Below are 18,379 nucleotides of genomic sequence, written 5' to 3' on the forward strand. Positions count from 1 at the left end.
CCTTGCCTGAGTATATTCCTGGGTTACTGCGCCTGGCAGTAAATCATTGCGCCATCACTGTGGCGAATGACTTAGGTGGCAGGGGTTTCGCCGCTCTTCTCGGCGCCCGGCAGTTCAGGGCTGTGCTTGCGCTTGTTGCCCATGCGCACACCAATGTCCATCAGGAACTGGAAGAAACCTTCCTGGTCTTCCAGCACATTGCTCCAGAACGGCGAGTGGTACAGCGCCACAGCGCCATGCACCAAGGCCCAGGCGGCGCAGTAGTGGAAATACGGTGGCACGTCTTCAAGCTTGCCTTCGCTGATACGCCCCTTGATCAGCAGGGTCAGGCGTTCGAAGTTCGAGGCGCGGATCTTGTGCAGCTCCTCGACCATCTCCGGCACCTGGTGACCTTTGACCACCTTCTCTTCCAGGCGATCGAACAGGCGGTAACGCTGCGGGTCACGCATGCGGAACTCGAAGTAAGCGCGGGACAGGGCTTCCTTGTCTTTGTCGACATCCGCCGAGTGCAGCAACTCGTTCAAATCACGCTCGTAGTCGAGCATCAGGCGCAGGTAGATTTCGGCCTTGGATTTGAAGTGTTTGTAGATCGTGCCTTTGCCGATACCCACGGCATCCGCAATCATCTCGACGGTGACGCTGTCTTCACCTTGTTCGAGGAACAGCTTGAGCGCGGTGTCGAGAATTTCCTGCTCACGGCGGCGAAATTCACGGACCTTACGGGGTTCTTTGTGCATGAGGAAGAGTCTGCAAAGGTCGGAAATAGGGAGGGTTGCGCAGGGCCATGGATACGTGGCGATACGATTTACCCGGTGCGAGGGATTATCCCGACTGAACGGTCGTTGGGCAATGTCTATGTGAACCCGCCAGGCACATAACTTTCAATGCGCCAACGATTTCGCCGTTATCAGTCAGAAATAATACGCAACACCTGAACCTGCCCATCAGCGCAATGAGAACTCAAGCGAAGGCCGCGTATTCCAAATCTGTTTAAAAAACGATCAATCACGACTGGACTGAATAGGATAGTGGTCAATACTTCAACTGTCGGCGCGACATCTCCCCCAAGTGACGCGTCGACCTGGGTACCGACGGACTGCGTGCCCTTGTTTTACTCCTAATGGTCTTAGCCCGGATTCACCCCCCAGAACCCGGGTTTTTTTTGCCTGGAATTCGGCCGCTCTAACCGGCTAGGTGGGCCAGCGGGAACAGGCGCTTGAAGTTCTCGGTAGTCTGCTCGGCAAAGTGTTCGTACGACTCGCCGCGCAGCATCGCCAGGTAATCAGCCACATCACGTACATATTCGGGCAAGTTCGGTTTGCCGCGATGGGGGATGGGCGCCAGGTACGGCGAGTCGGTTTCCACCAGCAGGCGGTCTGCAGGCACCTGGCGGGCCACATCGCGCAGCGCGTCGGCATTGCGGAAGGTGACGATACCCGACAGGGAAATATAGAACCCCAGGTCCAGGGCCGCCTTTGCCATGTCCCAGTCTTCGGTAAAGCAATGCAACACGCCAGCCTGCGGCAACGCGGCTTCACGTAGCAAGGCCAGGGTATCGGCACGGGCACCTCGGGTGTGGACGATCACCGGCTTGCCCGTCTGCTGGGCGGCTTGCAGGTGCAAGCGGAACGAGGCCTGCTGCAACTCGGCAGCTTCAGGCTCGTAGTGATAGTCCAGGCCGGTTTCGCCAATGGCCACCACCCGCGGGTGGTTGAGTTCGCCCAGTAGCCAGTCCAGAGCCGGCGCTTCGCCAGGCTTGAGGTCCAACGGGTGAATACCCACCGAGCAGTCTACGTCGGCATAGCGATCAGCCAGGGCTTTGACGTCGGCGGCGTTGTCGGCGCTGACGCCAATGCACAGGAAGTGCCCTACCCCACGCTGGCGGGCAGCTTCAAGGGCGGCGTCGAGGGAGCCACCGTGCTGGGCAAGGTCGAGGCGATCAAGGTGGCAATGAGAATCTACGAGCATAGGAATCTGAGCTTAAGTCACAAAAGAGGTAGGGCCAACGATACACCCGTCAGCCACGGAATTTAACGGCGCCCGAGCAGGCCGACCCACTGCACCAACAATGCCTCGAGCAACAGCACGCGGTTGAGGTTGGCCTTGCCGAGGACTTTCTGGCGCTGGGCGAGGATCCAGTCCTGGATGTTCAGCAGCTTGTCTTGGGCACTTTTTTGCGCCAGGTATTGCACGACCTTGCGCATATCCGCCGGGCCCAGGCCTTGCTCATCCTGGGTAAGCTGGTAGCGCAGGATCAGGCTGGACCAGTCGCAAAACCAGTCGAACAGCAGCAATAGCGGAATGTCCTTCCAGGCGCTTTCGGCCAGTTGCGTGGCGGACAATTCCTGCTTGAGCAGTTTCTTCACGCCATCCACGACCAGTGCACGCTGTTCGCGCACGCCCTGAGCCTGCAGCTTCACTGCCGCCAAAGGCGAACCGGCCGCCAGGGTCAGCAACTCGCCTCGTTCTTCTGCGCTGCATTCCGGCAACGCCTGCGCCAGCCATTGCAGGCTCATGTCCTCGCTGGGCAACGGGCAAGCCTGCTGCACGCAACGGCTGCGAATGGTCGGCAACAAGCGGCTGGACTGGTGGCTCACCAGCAACAGCACGGTATCGCCGGACGGCTCTTCAAGGCTTTTGAGCAAGGCGTTGGCCGCGTTGATGTTCATCGCCTCGACCGGCTCGATCAGCACCACTTTGCGCCCGCCCATTTGCGCGGTCTGCACCACGAAGCTCACCAGGTCGCGCACCTGGTCGACCTTGATGGCCTTGTCCGCTTCCTCGGGTTCCAGCACATAATTGTCCGGGTGACTGCCAGCCTTGAGCAACAGGCAGGACTTGCACTCGCCACACGCCTCCAGGTTGACAGGGCGTTGGCACAACAGGCTGCCCATCAGGCGTTCGGCGAGGTGGCGTTTACCGATGCCCACCGGCCCATGCAGCAGATAGGCGTGGGCGTGCTGGGCGCGCCCTGCCAGTTGCTGCCAGAGGCCGTCCTGCCACGGGTAGGACTCAGCCACGGCTACGCTCCAACAGAGTGGGCAGCAGCGCGTCGATAGCCTGTTGCACCTGACTCAGCGGCTGGGCGGCGTCCAATAGGTAATAACGTGTGGGCTCAGCCTTGGCGCGCTGCAGGAAAGCACTGCGCACCGCATCAAAGAAGGCTTGGCCTTCCAACTCGAAGCGATCCAGGCGACCTCGCGCACTGGCGCGGGCCATGCCCACTTCCACCGGCAGGTCGAACAACAGGGTCAGGTCGGGGCGCAGATCGCCTTGCACGAAGGTTTCCAGGGTGGCGATGCGCTCCAGGGACAAACCCCGCCCGCCACCCTGGTAGGCGTAGGTGGAGTCGGTAAACCGGTCGCAGATCACCACCGCACCCCGCGCCAGGGCCGGGCGAATCACTTCGGCCAGGTGCTGGGCACGGGCAGCAAACACCAGGAGCAACTCGGTGTCCGGGTTCATCGGCTCGTCACCCGGGGCCAGCAGGACTTCACGGATGCGCTCAGCCAAAGGCGTACCGCCCGGCTCACGGGTCAGCACCACCTCGATGCCCTGCGCACGCAGGCGCTCGGCCAAGTAGTCACGGTTAGTGCTTTTGCCGGCACCTTCCGGGCCTTCCAGGGTAATAAACAAGCCAGTCACAGGCAGTCCTTAGTCAGAGTCATTGCGGGCTTTGCGGCGCGGTAGTGTCCGGCGCGGGCTCGATCGGTGCGTCGGGGGTGGGTGCATCACTGGCAGGTGCCGAATCTTCCAGCGGTTTCACCACAGGCGTCGGACTGGAACGGTAATCGGCACGGCGCTTGAGCTGGAACTCACGCACGGCGGCATTATGCGCATCCAGGTCATCCGAGAATATATGGCTGCCATCACCACGGGCGACGAAATACAGGCTGCTGCCCGGTACCGGGTTCAGCGCTGCATGGATTGCCTCGCGACCGACCATTGCGATGGGCGTGGGCGGCAGGCCGGCGACCATATAGGTGTTGTAGGGGTTGGCTTCCTTGAGATGGGCACGGGTCAATTTACCGTTGTAGCGCTCACCCAGGCCGTAGATCACGGTGGGGTCGGTCTGCAGCAGCATACCGATCTTCAGGCGACGCACAAACACACCGGCAATCTGCCCGCGCTCCTGGGGCACACCGGTCTCCTTTTCTACCAGCGACGCCATTATCAGTGCTTGGTAAGGGTCGGTGTAGGGCGCGTCGGCGGCACGCTTGCTCCACTCCTGGGCGAGTACATCGTCCAGGCGGTTGTAGGCTTTTTTCAGGAACTCGACATCGGTCATGCCGCGGACAAAACGGTAGGTGTCGGGGAAGAACCGCCCTTCAGGAAACACACCTAGGTGGCCGAGCTTATCCATCACTTCGCTGTCAGTCAGGCCCGCGAGGGTCTGCACGATCTTTTCATGCTTGGCCAGGGCGGTGCGCACCTGACGGAAATTCCAGCCCTCCACCAAGGTCAGGCTGTACTGCACCACTTCGCCGCGCTGCCACAGGCCGATCAAACCCTCGGCGGTAAGGCCCGGGCTCATGCGGTACTCGCCGCTGTGCAATGGCTGGCCTTCGAGGTTGAAGCGCCAGTACAGACGCAACCAGAATGCATCGTCGAGCACGCCGTCGGCTTCCAGACGGTTGAAGGTGCCCGTCGGCGTAGCGCCAGCAGGTACGTCGAGCAACTGCTCCTGAGGCAGCTTCAGGGGCTGCTTGAGGGCAGAGTCGAGTTTCCAGGCCGAAAAGCCCACGAGCAAAGCCGCCGAGACCAGGCTGATCTGCAGCAGTAACACCAGTTTTCGTATCAACTCAAATATCCAATAGCGCGCGAACAATGCCCTGCAGTTTACGGGTGAGCGGCCCAACCGGCCAGCTCATCGCAGCGCAACCACGCACCGGCCAAATGCCATATACGCTGTTGCAGACGAAGACTTCATCGGCCTGTTGCAACTGCTCAACACTGATGTCGGCCACGGCCACCGGGACGCCCAGCGCTTGTGCCTGGGCCAGCACTTCGGCGCGCATTACGCCGGCAACGCCACAACGGCTCAGATCAGCGGTTAGTAACAAGCCGTTGCGTACCAGGAAAAGGTTGCTGAATATGCCTTCGATCACCCGACCAGACATGTCCAGCATCAGGCCTTCGGCATGTTCGGTATCTTGCCATTCGGCACGCGCGATCACCTGCTCCAGCCGATTGAGGTGCTTGATACCGGCCAGCAGCGGCTGCTGCGCCAAGCGCGTGGCACACGCAAACAGGCGGACGCCGTCGACTTCGTGGGCAAGGGGATAAGCAGCGGGCGCACTGCCCTGCAAAATACGGCGCACCGGGGCGCCAGGGTTGATGCCATAACCGCGCAAGCTGTCGCCACGGGTGAGGATCAATTTGAGAATACCGTCGCCAAGGGCGGCGGCGAAGCTCAGCACTTCGTGGCGAATCAACCCGTGATCCACCACCAATGCCAAACGCCTGCAACCCTCTTCCAGGCGTTGCAGGTGACGGTCGAGCAGCAACGGCTGCCCGGCCTTGACGGCGATGGTCTCGAACACCCCATCGCCATAGGCCAGGCCGCGATCTTTCAGGGGCACGCTGTCCGCTGGCTGACCGTCGACCCAGCTGTGCATCACTCGGCGAACCGGCGGAACACCAGGGAGCCGTTGGTACCACCAAACCCGAACGAGTTGGAGATCACCACGTCGATTGGCATCGGTTGCGCTTCGTGCGGCACGAAGTTCAAGTCGCAGCCTTCGTCCGGCTCATCAAGGTTGATAGTTGGCGGAGCAACCTGGTCCTTGATGGCCATCACACTGAAGATCGCCTCGACCGCGCCCGCCGCACCCAGCAGGTGGCCGGTCATGGACTTGGTGGAGCTGACCGCCAGCTTGTAGGCATGCTCACCGAACACCGACTTGATGGCCTCGGCTTCCGCCAAGTCGCCAGTCGGGGTCGAAGTGCCATGGGCGTTGATGTACTGCACCTGGTCGGGGTTGACCTTCGCATCGCGCAGGGCATTGGTGATGCAACGCGCAGCACCCGCTCCGTCGGACGGCGGTGAAGTCATGTGGTACGCGTCACCGCTCATGCCGAACCCGATCAGCTCGGCGTAGATGGTGGCGCCACGCGCCTTGGCGTGCTCCAACTCTTCAAGCACCAGCGCACCGGCACCGTCGGAGAGCACGAAGCCGTCACGGCCTTTGTCCCACGGACGGCTGGCACGGGTCGGCTCGTCATTGCGGGTCGACAGCGCACGGGACGCGCCGAAGCCGCCCATGCCCAGGCCGCACGCGGCCATTTCGGCTCCGCCGGCGATCATCACATCGGCTTCGTCGTAGGCAATGTTGCGCGCCGCCATACCGATGCAGTGGGTGCCTGTGGTGCACGCCGTTGAAATCGCGTAGTTAGGCCCCTGTGCCCCCAGATGGATGGACAGGAAGCCGGAAATCATATTGATGATCGAGCCCGGTACGAAGAACGGTGAAATTCGACGTGGGCCAGTCTCATGCAGCGTGCGGCTGGTTTCTTCGATATTGGTCAGACCGCCAATACCCGAACCCATGGCCACACCGATGCGGTCACGGTTGGCGTCGGTGACTTCCAGGCCGGCGTTACGCACTGCCTGAAAACCGGCAGCCAGGCCGTACTGAATGAACAGGTCGAGCTTGCGGGACTCTTTGATCGAGAGATATTCCTCGACATTGAAGCCCTTTACCGAGCCGCCAAAACGGGTGGAATAGGCAGAAAGGTCCGTATGTTCGATCAGACCAATACCACTGCGGCCAGCCAGAATGCCCTGCCAACTGCTCGGCACATCCGTACCCAGTGGCGACAACATACCCATACCGGTGACTACGACGCGTCTACGCGACACAGCACTCTCCTTTTTCTAATGACGACACTTTTTCATCGCCGCTAAAGAAAAAACCGCACGCCGTTACAGCAGTGCGGTTTTTCCCTGACAGCAAGCGACGACTACAAACTATTACGCCTGGTGGCTAGTAACGTAGTCGATGGCAGCTTGAACAGTAGTGATTTTTTCAGCTTCTTCGTCCGGGATTTCGGTCTCGAATTCCTCTTCCAGAGCCATCACCAGCTCAACGGTGTCAAGGGAATCGGCACCCAGGTCTTCTACGAAGGAAGCAGTGTTGACCACTTCTTCTTCCTTAACGCCCAGTTGCTCGGCGACGATTTTCTTGACGCGCTCTTCGATGGTGCTCATACCTTGTTTAACTCCTAATGGACAAATTCAGGCAGCTGGCCAGTGGGTAAGTGTATAGAAAGCCATTTCAGCTTTTCAACTGAAAGCTTCACCCTGTACCCGGTCGGCCACCTGCCTATAAATTAAGTTGCAGCTTTATAACGGATTTTAGACAGCTCGTATGACATTTTTTTGAAGCGATCCGTCACAATTTAACTCATGTACATCCCGCCGTTAACCGGGATTGTAGCCCCAGTCACGTATGCCGCACCGTCGGATGCCAGGAAAGTGACCACATTCGCAATCTCTTGAGCCTGGCCCAGACGGCCCAGCGGAATCTGCGTCAGCAAGGCTTCGCGCTGTGCTTCCGGCAGTTCACGGGTCATATCGGTGTCGATGAACCCTGGGGCCACCGAGTTAACCGTAATCGACCGCGAACCGACTTCACGTGCCAGTGCACGGCTGAAACCTTCCAGACCGGCCTTGGCGGAAGCGTAGTTTACTTGGCCTGCGTTGCCCATGGCACCCACTACGGAGCCAATATTGATAATTCGGCCCCAACGCGCCTTGGTCATGCCGCGCAAAACGCCCTTGGACAGGCGAAACAGACTGTTCAGGTTGGTATCGACCACGTCGTACCACTCGTCGTCTTTCATGCGCATCATCAGGTTGTCACGGGTGATCCCGGCGTTGTTCACCAGAATTGCCGGCGCGCCGAACTGTGCAGTGATCTCGGCCAATACGGCAGCTACGGACTCATCGCTGGTTACATTCAGTTCCAGGCCGGTGCCCTGCACGCCGTTTTCCTTCAAGGTCGCGGCGATACGCTCGGCGCCCGAGGCAGAGGTGGCGGTGCCAATCACAACGGCGCCCTGACGGCCCAGCTCCAGGGCGATCGCTTGGCCAATGCCACGGCTTGCGCCGGTAACCAGTGCAACTTTACCTTGCAGACTCATGCAGGCTTCTCCTAAGTACGGGATTCAGGCCAGTGCCGCGCGAGCGGCAGCGAAGGCTTCTGGGGTATTGAGGTTGGCGGTCGACACACCGTCGGCGCAGCGCTTGTTCAAGCCGGCCAGGACTTTGCCCGGGCCGCACTCGACCAGCTCGGTGGCACCGTTGGCGGCCAGGGTCTGGACCGATTCAACCCAGCGCACTGGCTTGTACAGTTGCTCCAACAGGTCGCGCTTGAGGGTGTCGAGGTCGGCGGCCACGGCCGCACTGACGTTCTGCACCAGCGGGATCTGAGGCGCTTGCCAGTTGATGGCAGCGATAGACTCGGCAAACCGCTCTGCCGCCGGGCGCATCAGCTCACAATGGGACGGTACGCTCACCGGCAATGGCAGGGCACGCTTGGCGCCACGGGCCTTGCAACCCTCGATGGCACGTTCGACAGCTGCCTTGGCGCCGGCGATCACCACCTGGCCTGGGGAGTTGAAGTTCACCGCGCTGACCACTTCGCCTTGCGCCGCTTCGGCGCAGGCCTCGATCACCACCGCGTCGTCCAGGCCCAGGATAGCGGCCATGCCGCCCTGCCCGGCCGGAACGGCTTCTTGCATCAGTTGACCACGACGCTCGACCAGCTTGACCGCTTCAGCCAAGGTCAGGCTGCCCGCGGCCACCAGGGCGCTGTATTCGCCCAGGCTGTGACCCGCGACGAATGCAGGGCGCGCGCCGCCTTCTGCCAACCACAAGCGCCACAGGGCGATCGAGGCGGTCAGGATGGCCGGCTGGGTTTTATCGGTTTGGTTGAGCAGCGCTTCCGGCCCTTGCTGGGTCAGTGCCCACAGGTCGTAACCCAGGGCGTCAGAAGCTTCCTTGAAGGTGTCCAGGATCAGCGGGTATTGCGCGCCCAACTCGGCCAACATGCCGAGGGACTGCGAACCCTGCCCTGGAAAGACGAATGCGAGGGATGTAGACATGTAACAAGCCCCTAATGATCTGGTCGTCAAAAATGCTCGCGCCTACGGTGGGAGCGAACGAAACTGACAGATTGGATGGTCAATTGAACTGGCCGGTCACATTTAAGCACTCCCGGGCCAATTCGCCTAAGGCAACAGATCCTCGAGACGGCCGTGCAAGCGTTGCGGCAGGTTCTCTTGAATCTCGATCAAGGCCCGTGCAATTGCACTTTGAAAGCCCAGCACCCCGGCCGAACCGTGGCTTTTCACCACAATGCCCTGCAAGCCAAGAAAGCTTGCACCGTTGTGCCGTGCGGGCGCCAGGTCGGCCTGCAAGCGTCGCATCAGGGGCAGCGCCAAGGCCCCCACTATACGTGACGCCAGGTTGCGCTTGAACAAAGCTTCGATACGCGTGGCGATCATGGTCGCCAGGCCTTCGCTGGACTTGAGCAGAATATTGCCGACAAAGCCGTCGCACACCACCACGTCAGCTTCGCCACGGTACAAACCATCACCTTCAACAAAGCCGATGTAGTTCAAACCCCGCGCGCTTTGTAGCAAGGTAGCGGCAAGCTTGACTTGCTGGTTGCCCTTGATGTCCTCAGTGCCGATATTCAGCAGGGCAATCCGGGGTCGGGGCACGCCCAGCGCCTCGGCGGCCACCGAGCCCATTACGGCAAATTGCAACAGGTGCTCGGCACTGCAATCGACATTGGCGCCCAGGTCCAGCAACTGGCAATAGCCCTTCTGCGTCGGGATCGCCGCCACCATCGCCGGCCGATCAATACCTGGCAAGGTTTTGAGCACATGCCGTGACAAGGCCATCAACGCGCCCGTGTTGCCGGCGCTGACACAGGCTTGCACCTTGCCATCACGCAACAACTCAAGGGCCACCCGCATAGAAGAATCGGGTTTGCCACGCAGGGCAACCGCCGGCTTTTCATCCATGCTGATGGTTTCGCTGGCTGGCGTAATCGTCAGGCGCGCGCGATCCACCGCCGGATGGCTGGCAATCAGTTCTTCAAGTAGGGAGGGTTGACCGACGAGGGTCAGGTGCAGCGAGGGCGTTGCAGACAGGCTGGCAATGCAAGCCTGAACAATGCTGCGGGGACCGAAGTCCCCGCCCATTGCGTCAATCGCGATGACTTGAGCAGACAAGTGATTACTCGTCAGCGCCCTTGTCGATCACTTTACGGCCACGGTATACGCCTTCTGGCGATACGTGGTGACGCAGGTGAACTTCACCAGTGGTCTTTTCCACGGACAGGGTGCTAGCCTCGAGAGCGTCGTGCGAACGGCGCATGTCACGGGCGGAGCGGGATTTTTTGTTCTGCTGAACAGCCATAATTGATTAACTCCTAAACGTTTGGGTCACGCTTTAACTGCGCCAATACACTGAACGGGTTGGACCGCGTTACCTCGTCCTCGCTCGGCTCGGCCTCGTCATCGAGACCCTCCGGCTGCTGGCATTCTTCCGGATGATGAGCAGGCACAATGGGCAAGGCGAGCAAAAGCTCCTCCTCGATCAGTGCATGCAGATCCAATGGATCTTCGCCCAGTTCCAGCACGTCATAACCTTTCGGCAACGACTGGGTATTCGCACCCTCTTTCACCACAGCATAACTGCATTCGCTGTGGATCGGCAGGGTGACCAGCTCAAGACAACGCTGGCAAACCATTTTGACTTCGGTGTCGATAACGCTGTGGATTACCACAGATTTACGTTCATCTCGTTCAAAAACGAATTTCGCCTGCACCGTACCGACAGTGTCGGAAAGCGGGTCGCAGAGTCTCTCCAAATCGGCCAGCAGCACTTCACCTTGAAGGGTGGTGCCACGATCAGCCAATTTGCGCGGGTCAACGTGAGGTGGAATCGGGTCATTCAACATAGGCGCAGCATTATAGGGATGCACCCGGCCATGTCAAAGGAAATTCAGCCCTGTGCGTCAGCCGGTCACGTCGATAGAATCGGCGACTGCCTTGAGGAGACGTATATGCTGCCTTTATTACTCGCGTCCAGCTCGGTTTATCGCCGGGAATTACTGAGTCGCCTGCACCTGCCGTTCACCTGCAGCTCGCCGGATATCGACGAAAGCCACCGCCCGGATGAACCCGCCATCGAACTGGTCAAGCGCCTGGCCGAACAAAAGGCCCGCGCCCTCGCCGCCAGCCATCCCGGCCATTTAATCATTGGCTCGGATCAGGTCGCCGCACTGGAAGGCCGGATCATCGGCAAGCCGCACACCTTCGAAAATGCTCGCGAGCAACTGCTGGCTGCCAGCGGCAAGCGTGTGAGCTTCCTCACGGGCCTGGCACTGCTCAACAGCGAAACCGGGCACTGCCAGGTCGACTGCGTGACGTTTACCGTACACATGCGCGAACTGGATGCAGAACGTATCGAGCGCTATCTGCGGATCGAGCAGCCTTATGATTGTGCGGGCAGCTTCAAAGCAGAAGGGCTCGGTGTGAGCTTGTTCCGGAGCACCGAGGGACCGGATGCGACCAGCCTGGTTGGGCTGCCACTGATTCGACTGGTGGACATGCTGCTGACCGAAGGCGTACAGATCCCTTGAAACCTTCGTAAAGCAATGTGGGAGCTGGCCTGCCTGCGATAGCGATGTACCAGGCGACACTTATATCGACTGATCCATCGCTATCGCGGGCAAGCCCGCTCCCACAGTTGATCTACACCTAGCTTGGAATTTCAGCGCAGGGACGGCCCCTGGAAGCCCATGTACAGCGCCAATTTCTCCGCCACACTGGCACCGAGTTTCTTGGAGAAGCGATCAAACGGCGATTCCTCGACCGTAAAATCCACCAACTCCTTCTCGCCAATCACATCCCGTGCCACCGAGCTGGCACTGCCCAAGCCGTCAATCAGGCCCAGCGGCAATGCCTGCTCGCCCGACCAGACCAGGCCGGAGAACAGTTCCGGATGCTCTTTATCTTTCAAACGATCCCCACGCCCCTGCTTGACGCTGGCAATGAACTGACGATGGGTAGTGTCGAGCACGCCTTGCCAGAACGCGGTTTCATCCGCCTTCTGCGGCTGGAAAGGATCGAGGAACGACTTATGCTCGCCCGAGGTGTAGGTGCGACGCTCCACCCCCAGCTTCTCCATGGCACCCACAAAACCGTAACCGGCCGCTGTGACACCAATAGAGCCCACCAGGCTGGCCTTGTCGGCATAGATCTGGTCTGCGGCGCTGGCAATGTAATAGGCGCCCGAGGCACCCAGGTCGGAGATCACGGCATAGAGCTTGGTATCCGGATGCAAGGTGCGCAGACGACGAATTTCGTCATACACATAGCCCGACTGCACCGGGCTACCGCCTGGGCTATTGATGCGCAGGACCACGCCTTTGACCTTGGGGTCCTCAAACGCCGCGCGCAGGCTGGTGACGATATTGTCGGCACTGGCGGGCTCCTTGTCGGCAATCACGCCGCGCACCTCGATCAAGGCAGTGTAATGACTGCCACGGGCGGCGCTCTTTTCCATGTCCATCAGCGGACTGAACAGCGCCAGCATCCCAAGCAGGTATACAAAGGTCAGCAGCTTGAAGAAAATCCCCCAGCGCCGCGAACGTCGCTGCTCCTGGACGCTGGCCAGGAGGGTCTTCTCCAAAAGCTTCCAGCTCTTATCATCACTGCTCTGTGCCTTTTCAGGCGCCTTCCACTCGTCACTCATGCCATTAACCCCAGCAAAGACTTACAGGGCCCGGCTGAGCCAGGCCTGCAGTTCAGAAAAATGATCAATCGTCAGCCTCGGCTCGTATTGCTGCAACGCCTCGGCAGACTGGGCGCCATAGCTGACAGCGACGCTGTCCATGCCCGCATTGCGTGCCATCATCAGGTCGAAAGACGCATCACCCACCATCAATGCCTCGCGTGGCGTTACGCCACAGTGCGCAAGGATCTGCTCCAGCATCAAGGGATGAGGCTTGCTGGCGGTTTCATCCGCAGCGCGGGTGATATCAAAGTAATCCTCCCAGCCATGAGCCTTGAGTACACGGTCCAGGCCGCGACGAGCCTTGCCGGTGGCGACCGCCAGGTGATAACCCTGGGCACGAAACGCTTCCAGCGATTGCACCACGCCTTCAAACAGCGGCGAAGGCGTAGCTTCCAGCGCAATATAGTGGTCGGCGTAGTGCTCGCGAAACGCTACCAACTCGGCGTCGCTGATGTCGGGGTACAGGGTGCGAATGGCTTCAGGCAAACCCAGGCCGATAATGCCCTTCACCGCCAGGTCCGTGCACAATTCAAAGCCCGAGCGGGTCGACGCCATGTGCATGGACTCGACGATGCGGCCAATGGAATTGGCCAGCGTCCCGTCCCAATCGAAGATCAGCAGCTTGTAGTCAAGGTGCGACACTCAAACGCTCCACGGTCTTGGCCCACATCTCATCGACCGGCGCCTGCAACTTCAGCTCGCCGCCATCGGGCAGCGGCACGGTGAGCATGTAGGCGTGCAGGAACAGGCGCTTGCCGCCCAGATCGCGAATTTCCTTGGAGAAATCCTCGTCGCCGTACTTGGTGTCACCCGCAATGCAGTGGCCCGCATGCAGGGTGTGCACACGAATCTGGTGAGTGCGACCAGTGACCGGCTTGGCCTCGACCATGGTGGCGAAGTCACCGAAGCGACGCAGCACCTTGAACAGGGTCAGGGCCTCTTTGCCCTCCTCGTCCACTTCGACCATGCGCTCGCCGGAGCGCAGGTTGCTCTTCTGCAACGGCGCACGCACGCTTTTGATCGAGCTGGCCCAGTTGCCGCGCACCAGCGCCATGTAGCGCTTATCCACGCCATCGCCACGCAGGGCGGTGTGCAAGTGGCGCAACATGCTGCGCTTCTTGGCGATCATCAACAGGCCAGACGTGTCGCGGTCCAGGCGATGAACCAACTCCAGCTCCTTGCAATCGGGGCGCAACTGACGAAAGGCTTCGATCACGCCGAAGTTCAAGCCACTGCCGCCGTGAACCGCAATGCCACAGGGCTTGTTGATCACGATCAGCTTGTTGTCTTCGAACACGATCGACGCTTCCAGGCGCTGCAACAAGCCTTGGGCCAGCGGCACCGGCTCGTCGCGCTCAGGCACGCGCACCGGCGGCACACGGACGATATCGCCCGCCTGCAGCTTGTACTCAGGCTTGATGCGCCCCTTGTTCACGCGCACTTCGCCTTTACGCAAGATGCGGTAAATCAAGGTCTTGGGCACGCCTTTGAGCCTGGCCAGGAGAAAATTGTCGATGCGTTGGCCGGCATATTCCGGCGAGACCTCAAGCAGCTGGACGCTGGGGGTCGGGGGGGTGGTAGTCGTCATGGCGGCGATGATAACAATTTTTTATGGAATTGAAGCACTTAATCATTACTGCTATAGTCGCGAACGCCGCCAAAAGCGGCCTGGACAGAGGACATGCGGCAAACTGCCGGCCCTGACCATCGCAATTCATCAGGACGCGAGGCCGTCCTACGGGGCTTTCGCCACCCAGGAAGGCTCAAGATTGTAACAAGCGCAGGTGACATGAGGCCTGAAGCGAGTGCAGAAAGCAGAGTGAATACTCGCCTTTTGCGCCGATATTTACGGCCAGTTCACAAAGTGCAGTCAGTTTTGAGCCAGACCATGGCGAATGCTTCGGAAACAACGCCTGTTAAGAGCTGAGTGAGAGCGCAACCGCCCACACCTAGTCTTGTTTAGCCATGAGCGTGTTCTCCCCATTGGAGAACACGGTAAATGCCAACCCGCTGCGGATTCTGCGCGCGGCAGCACCCGAATTATCAGGGATACGTGTAGGGTGGAGATGCACAACCGTCGGACTGTGTAGCACTAGGCTTGTTTTAGACGCTTCATCTCGTCCACAGTCGCCGGTTGATTCCTCCTCCTGACCTTAGCTTTTGTTGAAGTGGTGCCTTTGTCACCACCGCTAACGAGCAGGACGCGTCCGTCGCGATACCGGCCCAATTGGCCGATTTTGCTGGACACTGGAGTGGCCAACCACTCTTGACGCACCTGACACCGACCGTGAGAAGTCGTGTGTGCCGAACGCCGTTTCCGGCAGCCCGGAAACCGACGGTACAACATGAAAAGAATGCTGATTAACGCAACTCAACCCGAAGAGTTGCGTGTTGCACTGGTAGATGGCCAACGCCTCTACGACCTGGACATCGAATCCGGTGCACGCGAGCAGAAAAAGGCCAACATCTATAAAGGCCGTATCACTCGCATCGAACCAAGCCTTGAGGCTGCCTTTGTCGATTTCGGCTCCGAGCGCCACGGCTTCCTGCCCCTCAAAGAAATCTCCCGCGAATACTTCAAGAAAGCCCCTGAAGGCCGCGTGAACATCAAGGACGTCCTGAGCGAAGGCCAGGAAGTCATCGTCCAGGTCGAAAAAGAAGAACGTGGCAACAAGGGCGCAGCCCTGACCACCTTCATCAGCCTCGCCGGTCGTTACCTGGTGCTGATGCCGAACAACCCACGTGCCGGCGGTATTTCCCGTCGCATCGAAGGCGAAGAGCGTAACGAACTGCGTGAAGCGCTGAACGGCCTGATCGCACCGGCCGACATGGGCCTGATCGTGCGCACTGCCGGCCTTGGCCGCAGCAGCGAAGAAATGCAGTGGGACCTCGACTACCTGCTGCAACTGTGGACCGCTATCAAAGAAGCGTCCCTGGATCGTTCCGCGCCGTTCCTGATCTACCAGGAAAGCAACGTGATCATCCGCGCCATCCGCGACTACCTGCGCCAGGACATCGGCGAAGTGCTGATCGACAGCGTTGAAGCCCAGGACGAAGCCCTGACCTTCATTCGCCAGGTGATGCCGCAGTACGCCAGCAAGATCAAGCTGTACGAAGACAGCGTGCCACTGTTCAACCGTTTCCAGATCGAAAGCCAGATCGAGACCGCCTTCCAGCGCGTGGTCGAGCTGCCTTCCGGCGGCTCCATCGTGATCGACCCGACCGAAGCCTTGGTGTCCATCGACATCAACTCGGCACGTGCGACCAAAGGCAGCGACATCGAAGAAACCGCCCTGCAGACCAACCTGGAAGCGGCTGAAGAAATCGCCCGCCAGCTGCGCCTGCGTGACATCGGCGGCCTGATCGTGATCGACTTCATCGACATGACCCCTGCCAAGAACCAGCGCGCCGTGGAAGAGAAAGTCCGCGAGTGCCTGGAAGCTGACCGCGCTCGCGTGCAAGTCGGCCGCATCTCGCGCTTCGGCCTGCTGGAAATGTCCCGTCAGCGCCTGCGTCCATCCCTGGGCGAGAGCAGCGGCATCGTCTGCCCGCGTTGCAACGGCACCGGCATCATCCGTGACGTTGAATCGCTGTCCCTAGCGATCCTGCGCCTGATCGAAGAAGAAGCCCTGAAAGACCGTACCGCCGAAGTTCGCGCCCAAGTGCCCATTCCGGTTGCCGCCTTCCTGCTCAATGAAAAACGCAACTCGATCACCAAGATCGAACTGCGCACCCGTGCCCGTATCGTCATCCTGCCGAACGATCACCTCGAAACGCCGCACTTCGAAGTACAGCGCCTGCGTGACGACAGCCCGGAAGCCCATAGCGGGCAGTCCAGCTATGAAATCGCCGCGGCTGCCGCCGAAGTCGAAGAAGTCCAGCCAGCCGCTGCGACCCGCACCCTGGTTCGCCAGGAAGCCGCGGTGAAGACTGCACCGGCCCGTGCCAACGCACCGGTACCGACCGAAGCTGCCGCCCCGGTTGCCGCGCCGGCCGCCCTGCCTGAGCCAAGCCTGTTCAAGGGCCTGGTGAAGTCGCTGGTCAGCCTGTTCGCCACCAAGGAAGAGCCTGCTGCCCCGGTTGTGGTTGAAAAACCTGCCACCGAGCGCCCGGCGCGCAACGAAGAACGTCGCAACGGTCGCCAGCAGAGCCGTAACCGCAACGGCCGCCGTGACGAAGAGCGCAAGCCTCGCGAAGAACGTGCCCCGCGTGAAGAACGCGCACCACGTGAAGAGCGTGCGCCTCGCGAAGCCCGTGAAGACACCCCGACCGTCGCCCGTGAAGAACGTGCACCGCGTGAAGAGCGCGCCCCACGTACCCCACGCGCTCCACGTGAAGACCGCAAGCCACGTGGCGAGCGTGAAGAACGCGTGCGTGAACTGCGCGAGCCTCTGGACGCTGCACCTGCCGTTGCCGCTGCCGCAGCCGTTAGCACCGAAGATCGCCCGGCCCGCCAGCCGCGTGAAGAACGCGCGCCACGCGAAGAGCGCCAACCGCGCCCGCCACGTGAAGAGCGTCAACCACGCGCCGAGCAAGCCGCTGCTGCCACCGAAGAAGAAGTACTGACCGGCGAAGAGCAGTTGCAGGAAGACGGCCAGGACAACGCCGAAGGCGATCGTCCACGCCGCCGCTCCCGCGGCCAGCGTCGTCGCAGCAACCGTCGTGAGCGTCAGCGTGATGCCAACGGCAACGTAATCGAAGGTTCGGAAGAAACCGGCGAGAACGCAGAAGCTGCCAACAACGCGCCAACAGGCGCCGAACTGGCTGCCGGCTTGGCCGTTACCGCTGCCGTTGCCAGTTCGGTCATCAGCGCCCCTGCTGAAGCCCAGGCTCACGAGCAAGCCGAACGTGCTACCGCTGCCGTCGAAGACACTGTTGCCGTAGAAGCGCCAGCCGCCGAAACCCCAGCGGTTGAAGCGCCGGTTGTTGAAGCGCCAGTCGTTGAAGCCACAACCCCTGTCGAAGCCCCAGTGGTTCCGGAAGTGGAAGTTGCCCCGGTTCGCGACGCACAGCCAGAAACTGAAGCGGTTGCCGTTGAACCGGCTCCAGTGGTTGAGCCTCAGCCAGTAGTCGAAGCGGCTGTAGAAGCTCCGGCGGTCGAAGAAGCTGCCCCGGCTGTGCGTGAAGTTCGCGAAGAACAGACCGCCTTCCAGTGGACTGCCGAACCGGCTGCACCGGTTGAAGCGCCAACACCTGCCCCAGTGGTAGAAGAAGCACCGGCACCGGTTGCTGAAGTCGTCGCCGAGCCAGCTCCAGTGGTTGAGCCGACGCCGGTTGTGGAGCCTGCGGCCGTGGTTGAAGTTGAAGCCCCGGTGGTTGCCGAAGTGGCCGCCCCTGTGGTTGAAGCTGCGCCTGCAAGCGCTCTCACCGAAAACGGCCGTGCGCCGAATGACCCACGTGAAGTGCGTCGCCGCCGCAAGGAAGCCGAAGCTGCTGCTGCCGCTGCCCAGGCGGTAGAGCACAAGGCCCACGAAGCAGAGCACGAGCCTAAACCCCTCGTCTGATTCCATAAGCCACTAAAAAGCCCCGCCTGAGTGATCAGGCGGGGCTTTTTTATGACGA

General features: G+C 60.5%; 18 protein-coding genes. 2 read left to right on the forward strand and 16 right to left on the reverse strand.

The window, feature by feature from the left end; all coding sequences use genetic code 11:
* Positions 1–71 precede the first annotated feature (71 nt).
* From BMH52_RS24860 to BMH52_RS24920, 13 genes are all read right to left on the reverse strand, one after another.
* Positions 72–737, reverse strand: a complete 666-nt coding sequence (locus tag BMH52_RS24860; protein WP_003189287.1) for a TetR/AcrR family transcriptional regulator — start codon at positions 735–737, stop codon at positions 72–74.
* 445 nt (positions 738–1,182) lie between these two features.
* Positions 1,183–1,968, reverse strand: coding sequence for a TatD family hydrolase (locus tag BMH52_RS24865; protein ID WP_073845380.1), 786 nt, complete (start codon positions 1,966–1,968; stop codon positions 1,183–1,185).
* A gap of 62 nt (positions 1,969–2,030) precedes the next feature.
* On the reverse strand, positions 2,031–3,020 hold the full coding sequence (locus BMH52_RS24870) for a DNA polymerase III subunit delta' (RefSeq protein WP_073845382.1): 990 nt from the start codon (positions 3,018–3,020) through the stop codon (positions 2,031–2,033).
* Positions 3,013–3,645 (reverse strand): dTMP kinase, encoded by a 633-nt coding sequence (tmk, locus tag BMH52_RS24875; protein ID WP_014719559.1) that lies wholly within the window; start codon positions 3,643–3,645, stop codon positions 3,013–3,015. Before tmk ends, BMH52_RS24870 begins: the two co-directional genes overlap by 8 nt.
* Before the next feature lie 19 nt (positions 3,646–3,664).
* Positions 3,665–4,801 (reverse strand): endolytic transglycosylase MltG, encoded by a 1,137-nt coding sequence (gene mltG, locus BMH52_RS24880; protein WP_073845384.1) that lies wholly within the window; start codon positions 4,799–4,801, stop codon positions 3,665–3,667.
* A gap of 1 nt (position 4,802) precedes the next feature.
* A complete protein-coding gene (gene pabC / locus BMH52_RS24885) occupies positions 4,803–5,618 on the reverse strand; it encodes an aminodeoxychorismate lyase (protein WP_014719561.1) in 816 nt (271 codons plus the stop codon).
* The gene (fabF, locus tag BMH52_RS24890; protein ID WP_014719562.1) at positions 5,618–6,862 is read right to left on the reverse strand and encodes a beta-ketoacyl-ACP synthase II; all 1,245 of its coding nucleotides are present in this window, start codon (positions 6,860–6,862) and stop codon (positions 5,618–5,620) included. Before fabF ends, pabC begins: the two co-directional genes overlap by 1 nt.
* Before the next feature lie 111 nt (positions 6,863–6,973).
* Positions 6,974–7,210 (reverse strand): acyl carrier protein, encoded by a 237-nt coding sequence (gene acpP / locus BMH52_RS24895; protein ID WP_003175607.1) that lies wholly within the window; start codon positions 7,208–7,210, stop codon positions 6,974–6,976.
* A gap of 191 nt (positions 7,211–7,401) precedes the next feature.
* On the reverse strand, positions 7,402–8,145 hold the full coding sequence (gene fabG, locus BMH52_RS24900) for a 3-oxoacyl-ACP reductase FabG (protein ID WP_005790544.1): 744 nt from the start codon (positions 8,143–8,145) through the stop codon (positions 7,402–7,404).
* Between the two features lie 24 nt (positions 8,146–8,169).
* A complete protein-coding gene (gene fabD / locus BMH52_RS24905; protein WP_014719563.1) occupies positions 8,170–9,108 on the reverse strand; it encodes an ACP S-malonyltransferase in 939 nt (312 codons plus the stop codon).
* Positions 9,109–9,234: 126 nt separating this feature from the next.
* A complete protein-coding gene (gene plsX / locus BMH52_RS24910) occupies positions 9,235–10,245 on the reverse strand; it encodes a phosphate acyltransferase PlsX (protein ID WP_073845386.1) in 1,011 nt (336 codons plus the stop codon).
* A gap of 4 nt (positions 10,246–10,249) precedes the next feature.
* A complete protein-coding gene (rpmF, locus tag BMH52_RS24915) occupies positions 10,250–10,432 on the reverse strand; it encodes a 50S ribosomal protein L32 (RefSeq protein WP_003179396.1) in 183 nt (60 codons plus the stop codon).
* Positions 10,433–10,445: 13 nt separating this feature from the next.
* Positions 10,446–10,976 (reverse strand): YceD family protein, encoded by a 531-nt coding sequence (locus BMH52_RS24920; protein ID WP_003175611.1) that lies wholly within the window; start codon positions 10,974–10,976, stop codon positions 10,446–10,448.
* 105 nt (positions 10,977–11,081) lie between these two features.
* Between BMH52_RS24920 and BMH52_RS24925 the strand changes: the two genes are divergently transcribed.
* Positions 11,082–11,660 (forward strand): nucleoside triphosphate pyrophosphatase, encoded by a 579-nt coding sequence (locus tag BMH52_RS24925; protein WP_073845388.1) that lies wholly within the window; start codon positions 11,082–11,084, stop codon positions 11,658–11,660.
* A gap of 131 nt (positions 11,661–11,791) precedes the next feature.
* On the opposite strand, the gene BMH52_RS24930 is transcribed toward BMH52_RS24925, so the two are convergent.
* Genes BMH52_RS24930 through rluC form a run of 3 tightly spaced genes read right to left on the reverse strand, consistent with a single transcriptional unit; the run spans position 11,792 to position 14,405 of the window.
* Positions 11,792–12,775: a S49 family peptidase gene (locus BMH52_RS24930; protein WP_014719566.1), complete on the reverse strand. Its 984-nt coding sequence runs from the start codon at positions 12,773–12,775 to the stop codon at positions 11,792–11,794.
* Positions 12,776–12,796: 21 nt separating this feature from the next.
* On the reverse strand, positions 12,797–13,459 hold the full coding sequence (locus BMH52_RS24935) for an HAD-IA family hydrolase (RefSeq protein WP_014719567.1): 663 nt from the start codon (positions 13,457–13,459) through the stop codon (positions 12,797–12,799).
* Complete coding sequence (gene rluC, locus BMH52_RS24940; protein WP_014719568.1) at positions 13,446–14,405, reverse strand: 23S rRNA pseudouridine(955/2504/2580) synthase RluC; 960 nt, start codon at positions 14,403–14,405, stop codon at positions 13,446–13,448. The genes BMH52_RS24935 and rluC overlap by 14 nt, the downstream gene beginning before the upstream one ends.
* Before the next feature lie 766 nt (positions 14,406–15,171).
* On the opposite strand from rluC, the gene rne reads away from it, so the two are divergent.
* Positions 15,172–18,321, forward strand: a complete 3,150-nt coding sequence (gene rne, locus BMH52_RS24950; protein WP_177345107.1) for a ribonuclease E — start codon at positions 15,172–15,174, stop codon at positions 18,319–18,321.
* The last annotated feature ends 58 nt before the right edge of the window (positions 18,322–18,379 follow it).

Source organism: Pseudomonas sp. BTN1 (assembly GCF_001907715.1).
GTDB lineage: Bacteria > Pseudomonadota > Gammaproteobacteria > Pseudomonadales > Pseudomonadaceae > Aquipseudomonas > Aquipseudomonas paracarnis.